The sequence below is a fragment of the Azospirillum brasilense genome (assembly GCF_001315015.1).
GTDB classification, from domain to species: Bacteria; Pseudomonadota; Alphaproteobacteria; order Azospirillales; family Azospirillaceae; genus Azospirillum; species Azospirillum brasilense.
Genome location: NZ_CP012915.1, coordinates 1,710,914 through 1,717,500, shown reverse-complemented (window position 1 = coordinate 1,717,500; position 6,587 = coordinate 1,710,914). Strand labels below are relative to the sequence as shown.

Annotated in this window: 3 protein-coding genes (1 of these 3 cut by a window edge); 1 reads left to right on the top strand and 2 read right to left on the bottom strand. The window is 70.6% G+C overall.

Features of this window, described 5'->3' with window-relative positions; all coding sequences use genetic code 11:
- Positions 1–3,684, top strand: the 3' portion of a protein-coding gene (locus AMK58_RS21485) for an AAA family ATPase (RefSeq protein ID WP_079285736.1). The gene continues 87 nt to the left of window position 1, outside the view; only the last 3,684 of its 3,771 coding nucleotides appear in the window; the start codon falls outside the window, past its left edge; it ends in the stop codon at positions 3,682–3,684.
- An 87-nt stretch (positions 3,685–3,771) separates the two neighbouring features.
- On the opposite strand, the gene AMK58_RS21480 is transcribed toward AMK58_RS21485, so the two are convergent.
- On the bottom strand, positions 3,772–5,010 hold the full coding sequence (locus tag AMK58_RS21480) for a trypsin-like peptidase domain-containing protein (protein WP_035677795.1): 1,239 nt from the start codon (positions 5,008–5,010) through the stop codon (positions 3,772–3,774).
- A gap of 145 nt (positions 5,011–5,155) precedes the next feature.
- Positions 5,156–6,127 (bottom strand): replication protein RepA, encoded by a 972-nt coding sequence (locus AMK58_RS21475; RefSeq protein ID WP_014197970.1) that lies wholly within the window; start codon positions 6,125–6,127, stop codon positions 5,156–5,158.
- Between the last annotated feature and the right edge of the window lie 460 nt (positions 6,128–6,587).

The window sequence follows — 6,587 nt, the reverse complement described above, 5'->3', positions numbered from 1 at the left end:
GCCGGCCTGTTCGCCATCACCGGCCCGACCGGGGCTGGTAAAAGCACGATCCTGGACGCGCTGTGCCTCGCATTGTTCGACCGCATGCCCCGGCTGCCGGACGGGCGCGGCGTGGCGCTGGGCGCCAGCGGCGACACCGACGCCATCAGCACCACCGACGTGCGCAGCGTCCTGCGCCGCGGCGCCGGGTCCGGTTGGGCCGAGGTGGATTTCGCGGGAATCGACGGAGCCGCCTACCGGGCGCGCTGGGAGTTGCGGCGAGCGCGGCAGAACGCGCGCGGCCAGTTGCAGAAGCAAACGATGAGCCTGACCGCGCTTGCCGACGGCAAGCGGCTGGGCGACGGCAAGACCAGCGTGCTGGACGAGATTTCCACCCGGCTGGGGCTGAGCTTCGAGCAGTTCCGCCGCGCCGTCCTGCTGGCCCAGGGCGATTTCGCCAATTTCCTCAAGGCCCCGGCAACCGAGCGTTCCGCCCTGCTGGAACTGCTGACCGGCACCGAAATCTACTCCCGCATCTCCGTCGCCGCGCATGAGCGCTCCCGGGAGGAACAGCGGGCGCTGGAGGCGCTGGAGGGGCAATGTGCGGGAATCGGCGTGCTGTCCGACGACGAGCGCGCCGCCCTGGACGCCGAGGCCGGAGCCGCGGCCGAGGCGGTCCGGCGTGAGGAAACGGCGTTCGAGCAGGCCCGCACCGCCGTCGCCTGGCATGAGCAGGACGCCCGGCTGGCCAAGGCGGAGACGGACGCCGCCATGACGAGCGCACGGACCGAAGAGGTCTGGCAGGAGGCCGGGGCGCGGCGGGAGGAGGCCGCGCTGCTGCGCCGCCTCCAACCCTTGCGGGTGCGATTGAGCGAAGCGGACCGTTGCGCCGCAGCAGCGTCGGAGGCTGGAGAGGCTCTGGCCCGCGCCCACGCCACGGTGACCGAAGCGCAGGAACGGCTGGTCCAGGCCGAGGCCCGTCATCGCGAGGTGCGCAGTGCCTATGAAACGGCCCGGGGCGCCATCGACGCTGCTGAGCCGGAACTGGAACAGGCCGCCGCCTTGGACGCCGAGATCGCCGCGCTGACCGGGCAACAGGCCGGAACGCTAGCGGACGCCGCAACGGCGGAGGCGGACGCCAAGGGGATTCGGGAACGTTGGACCGCCACCCGGACGGCTTTGGAACGGGCCCGTGCCGATTCGGCCGAACGGGAGGGCTGGCTGGCTGGTCAGACGGCGCTTTCGCCGGTGGCCGACCAATGGGCGCGCTGGGACGCGCTGCTGCAGCGCCACCACGACTCCGCGAGGGCCTTCCGGGAGGCCGAGGCGGAGGCCGGCCGCACCGCCACGGAGGCCGCGGCCCATGAGGCGGAGCTGGCCCGCCTGTCCACCGTCCGGCTGGACGCCGCCACGCGGCGGGACGCGGCGGAACAGGCATTGTCCGCGCTGAAGGCCGAAACGGTGGAGTCGCTGGACGCCCTGCGTGGCCGCCGCACGGCGCTGGCCGACCGCCGCGACGGGCTGGCGTCCTTGGCCCAGCTGGGGGAACAAGCCGCGAGACTGGCTGCGGACGCCGCGGAGGCCGAAGCGGAGCGCGAGCAGCAGCGCACCGCCGCCGCAGACGGGGAGACCCGGAGCGCGGAAACCACAGCACGGCTGGACCAGCGTCGGGCTGCCTTGGAGGAGGCGGACGCCACTCTGCACCGCTTGCGCCTCGCCCGCAGCGAAGATGTGGCGTCGCTGCGCGCTCAACTGGTGGAGGGCGAGTCCTGCCCGGTCTGCGGCGCCACGGAGCATCCCTGGGGGGCCGGGCACACCCCGCTCGACCGGCTGGCCGAGGAGCAGGAACGCCACGTCGCCGCGCTGCGCGCCGAGGTGACCGAACTGGCCACGGAGCAGGGCGCCCACACCGCCGCCGCGAAGGCGGCGCGGGAGCGCGCGGCGGCCCTGGATGGACGGCTGTCCGCCCTGGCGGCGGACCGGACGGCCGCGGCGGCGCGCTGGGCGGAGCGGGGGCCGGACTTCCGACTGCCCGCCGAACCGGACGTTGAGACCGTCACCCGGCGGTTGGCCGGCGTGGACGCGGAGCTGGCGGAGGCCGGACGGGCCGAGGCCAAAGCGCTGGACCACAAGGCGCGGTTCGACGCCGCGGTGCAGGCGTGCCGGGAGAGGGACGCGGCACTGGCGGAGGCGGAGCGGGCGATCGAGGCGCGGAACCGTCAGCGGGACGCCGCCCGCCACGCCGAATCCCTGGCCGTGGCGCGGCGCGATCAAGCGGCGGACACGCGGGCGGCGGTGCGGGCGGAACTGGCCCAGCCCTTCGCCGGGCTTGAGGGCTGGGACAGCCGGCTCGACCAAGACCCCGACGCGTTCCGCAAGGATCTTGGCGGGCGGGTCGCCGACGTTCTGCGGCAGCGCGAGGGATTGGCCCAGGCGCTGCGCGACGTCGAGGCCCTGGAGCGGCAGGCCGGCTCGAAAGCGGCGGAGTTGGAGGGGGCGCGGCAGGCCGAACAGGCGGCACGGCGGCGGTGCGAGGGGCTGGCTGCGGCGCTGGAGGATCGGCGCGCGACGCGGGCGTCCCTGCTGGCTGGCCGGGCGGTGACCGCGGTGAAGAAGGAGTTGGCCGAGGCCTGCCAGCGGGCCGAGGCCCTGGTCGAACAGGCCACGGTCGCCCGGCAGGACGCGGCGGCCCGCCTGTCGGGGGCGGAGCAGACCGTCGCCACGCGCGGCGACACCGCCTGCCGTTGCGCCGCCGAGGCGGAAGCCGCGGCGGATGCCCTGGCCGCCGCGGCGGAGCGCTGCGGCGTGACGGTGGAGGCAGCGCGCGTTCATCTGGTCCGGGGCGAGGACTGGCTGGCCGAGGAGGAGCGGGCGCTGGCCGCCCTCGAGTCGGCGCGGCGCGAGGACGCGCTTCGGGCGGCGGAGCGGGTGCGGCTGCGGCAGGAGCACCACGCCGCCGGACGCCCCGCGCTTGGCGCGGAGGAGGCCGGCGAGGCCGGCGCCGAGACGGGGCGGCGCCTTCGGGAGGCCCGCGACCGGCTGGGCGAGGCCCAGGCCCGGCTGCGCGCCGACACGGAGAATCGCAGCCGCCTCGCCGCCGTGCTCGACCGGGTGGAGGCGCAGCGCAGGGCGCAGGGGTTGTGGGCGACCATGGCGCAGCTCATCGGCTCCGCCGATGGGCGGAAGCTGCGCAACTTCGCCCAGAGCCTCAGCCTCGACCTGCTTCTGGTGCAGGCGAATCGCTATCTGGCGGATCTCGCCCGCCGCTACCGGCTGGAGCGGGTCGGCGGAGCCGACCTGGAGATCCAGGTGGTGGACGGCGAGATGGGCGACGAGCGGCGCGGCGTGCACAGCCTGTCCGGTGGCGAGATGTTCCTGGTGTCGCTGGCCCTGGCGCTCGGCCTCTCGGCCATGGCGGGGGGCAGCGGCGGCGGCGGGATCGGCACGCTGTTCATCGACGAGGGGTTCGGCACGCTGGACCCCGGCAGCCTGGATCTGGCGCTGTCCTGCCTGGAGGCGCTTCAGGCCACCGGGCGGCAGGTCGGCGTCATCAGCCACGTCCCGGCGCTGGTGGAGCGGATCGGCGTGCAGGTGCGCGTCATCCCGCAGGGCGGCGGGCGCAGCGCCGTGACGGTCACCCGCGGAACGCTGGCCGCACCGTCGCCGGACGCCGCGGCGGAGCGGGAACTGCTGCTGCCATTGTAGGGTGCTCCGGGCCGCGTGGGATCACCAAGGGGACACGGGGGCGCGCCCTCCTTCGTGTCTCTCCATGCCCGCGTGGCAAAAGAGCCGTCAGGCCAGACGGAAAGCCAGATAGCTGTCGGCGCCGACCTGCCCCGGCATGGTGATGACCGCGCCGACCGATTTTCCGGTGAAGGTGATGCTGCCGTCGATGGTGCCGTTGCCGTCGAAGTCGATGCGCACCGTGGCGCCCTCGGCCCCCTTGGCGCCCTTCATCGCTTCCCAGGAGAGCTTCGACACCCCCTCCTTCCATCCCCAGGCGGTCGTCCATTCGCCCGCCTCGAAATCGGTGATGGTGGACCAGGTGACCCCGGTGCCCCGCCCGTCCAGGAAGAAGGTGTCGTTGCCCGCCCCGCCGGTCAGGAAGTTGGAGCCGGTGCCGCCGTCCAGCACGTCATCGCCGCCCTTGCCGTCCGCCGCATCGTCGCCGGCGCCCAAATTCATGAAGTCGCCCAGCTCGCTGCCGATCACCGCCTCGATGGATTTGGTGCCCAGATAGACGTTCTTCAGCGTGGTCAGCGGGCCGACATAGATGTCCATCTGCACTTCCCAGCCGGACACGCCGTTGTTCACGAAGGCACGCCGCTGCGAGTCGGCAACCGGCTGGGTGCCGGATGCGATGTAGGAGTCGTTGGCGGACAGGGCATCCCTCAGCCAGTAGGCGTGGCCGCCAAGCGCAGCGGCGCCGATGGCGGTCGACACGACGCCGACGGCGAAGGCACCGTTTGCGGTGCTGTAGTAGATCGGACCGCCGGAGTTCCCGGGATTGATCTCCAGGTCGGCGTTCAGATAATAGACCGTATCGACGCCCGACCGGCGGATGGTGCCGCTGTCAAAGACTTCGTACCGTCCGTATTTGGTAGGATAGCCCAGGACGTTGGCCGGCCCGCCGCTGTAGTTCCAATCGATCCCGAAATAGCCGTAGGTGTCGCCGATCGGCTGGGACAGGGTCAGCAGGGCAACGTCGATCTCCGACCCGCTCTGGGTGGTCCGGTAGAAATCGCCGGCGATGAGCCGGCCATCCGAATCCGGATCGAAATTGGTAAAAAACTGTGATTTGGCAACGCCGTAGGCGACGTTGTCCGTTTTGCCGGGATTGTAGGACGGGTAGATCTTCAGGCTGCTCGGCTTGCCGCCGAGAGCGGCGTTGTAGACGACGTGGGACGCGGTGATGACGTCGTTGCGACCGACCAGAAAGCCCGAGCCGACGTAGGTCCGGTTTCCCCAAGTGGCCTCGATGGAGACCACGGCGCGCGCCGGATACTGATCGTCGTCGACCCTGTAGGACATTGGAAGCGGTCCTTCTGCTGCATCCGGCACAGCATCACGCCGGATGGTTGCGACCAACCCACAATGTCACGCCTTAAAGGGGTTTTTCAACAACGCCCCTGCGCGCTTTGGGCTGTTTCACCCGCAACGCTCAACCCCCCGTCCGTCAGCCGCGGACGGGGCGCAGGACGAGATGCTTGTTCGACGGCACGGCCGGCGCCGAGGGGCGCAGGACGAGGCCCTTGGAGGTCGGCTCGATGTTCGCATCGGGATAGACGGCCATCACGTCCTTCAACGCTTCCTTCAGGCGGAAGGCCAGGACGCGGTGCTCGCTGACCGAGCCGAAATGCTGCGACAGGGCGTGCCAGGGAACCACCGTCTGCTTGTCCAGCCGGTGCAGGCGGTGGACCAGCCACACATAGGCGTCGAGCGCAAGGGCAGAGTTCTTCAGCTTGGCGATGGCGTGCTCATCCAGCGGGACCGCGTGTTCCATCAGATGCTCGAAGAAGCTCTGGGTCAGGCGGACGAAGCGCACCCACTCACCGCCGGTGCGGAACAGGTCGGGCGTGTCCTCCTCGTCCCGCCACAGCTTGATGCCGTCGATCAGGCGCTGGTCGGAGATCTCCGCCGTCGAAGGGCCGGTGGTGGTGCGCAGGGTGAACTCGCTACGGGCGATCCGCAGAACCTGCTCGCGCACCGGCTTGTAGTTGCCGCGCTCGCCACCCGTCGGGGCCAGCCCGAGACGGCGCAGCCACGCGCTCATGCTCGGACCCAGATCGACGTGGGCGCTGCGCGTCTTGCGCGCCTCGGTCTGCAGGTAGATCATGATCAGGCGCGCCTTGGCGCCGTAGGGAACGCCGACGTCCAGGACCGTCCCGTCGCGCAGCGGCAGGATGCCGGGGCGGACGACGAGCTGGTACTTGCCGTTGTTGCGCACCCAGGGGGCGGTCTCGTCCTTGGGTTTGCGGTGCGGCAGCGAGGCTTGGCAGAAGCCGGCGTGGAGATAACCGATCGCGTCCATCTCGTTGGACAGCGCTTCATGGGCCATCATCACACGGCGGCGCTCCTTGGGGTCTTCGGTGCGGGCAAGAACCGCCTCGAATCCCTCCAGGGTAAGCTGCTCGTGGATTTTCGCCATGGGACCCCTCCGGCCTCGTTCGGTCACGTTGCTGTCATTTCAGAAAACACAAAATGTGGTGGCTGTGAAGCGCGTCCATCCCACGAATCGCTGAAGTTGCAACGGAAGCTGCAGATTCCGACTCAACTTCAGCGAAGCGGCCCTTTATGGCCCGGCCGCCCCCTGCCCTCCCGGCAACCGCCGAGCCGAGGTTCGAGCCGATGTTTCAAAATCAGCGTCGCCAACGGAGCGTCCAGGACCGGAGAGCCGCTTATTCACAGCCGGACAGGCTTGTCCACGCTGAGTTGGAATCGCAATGGGCGAAACCGGCCGGATCGGCTCGCTGACTCCGCAACGGCAGGGACGCCGAAGTCGCAACGGGGACTCGCTCATCCACGCTGAAGACGAGTCACGAAAGGCGGTTATCCACGCTGAACTCGCAACCATGTCCTATATGAGTCCCTATAGGATTCTCCGGTTA

What these genes read in the sequence shown, in the direction of transcription:
- AMK58_RS21475 (WP_014197970.1), bottom strand. Translation starts at nt 6,127, where the DNA reads ATGGCGAAAATCCACGAGCAGCTTACCCTGGAGGGATTCGAGGCGGTT.
- AMK58_RS21480 (WP_035677795.1), bottom strand. Translation starts at nt 5,010, where the DNA reads ATGTCCTACAGGGTCGACGACGATCAGTATCCGGCGCGCGCCGTGGTC.